A 414-nucleotide genomic window follows, 5' to 3' on the forward strand; every position below is an offset into this window, starting at 1 on the left:
AAAAACTGGGATGCGAACTAAGGCAAAATGCCTAAGCGTCGCGGGATGGAGCAGCCCGGTAGCTCGTCAGGCTCATAACCTGAAGGTCGTCAGTTCAAATCTGACTCCCGCAACCAATAAATAACAATCATATCAACACGTTATGAACCCCGCTTGCGGGGCTTCTTGCGTTCGCGTTCCGCCCGTGGAAGCACTGTGGAAGCAACAGGGGCCAACTCAGGGTGTGCTAAATGAGCCGCAGTTTGATAATGTCGTTACCGGCGCAAAGTAAATAGTTGTTCAGTATACCTATGCGGTAATCCCCCCTAAAATTAGTGGTGTTCAAAAGTAGAATTTTCTCGGCAAGATATCTGAGGAGATTTTTGATGAAGATGACGAGATATAGTGAACCCCAAATTCTTGCGATCCTACGCC

Annotated in this window: 1 tRNA gene; it reads left to right on the forward strand. The window is 47.8% G+C overall.

Annotated features, from left to right (window positions below):
- Positions 1–39 precede the first annotated feature (39 nt).
- Positions 40–116 (forward strand) — tRNA-Met (locus AB9F27_RS22100).
- Positions 117–414: the final 298 nt, after the last annotated feature.

This window comes from Falsihalocynthiibacter sp. CO-5D18, from assembly GCF_041205445.1.
Lineage (GTDB): Bacteria > Pseudomonadota > Alphaproteobacteria > Rhodobacterales > Rhodobacteraceae > Falsihalocynthiibacter > Falsihalocynthiibacter arcticus.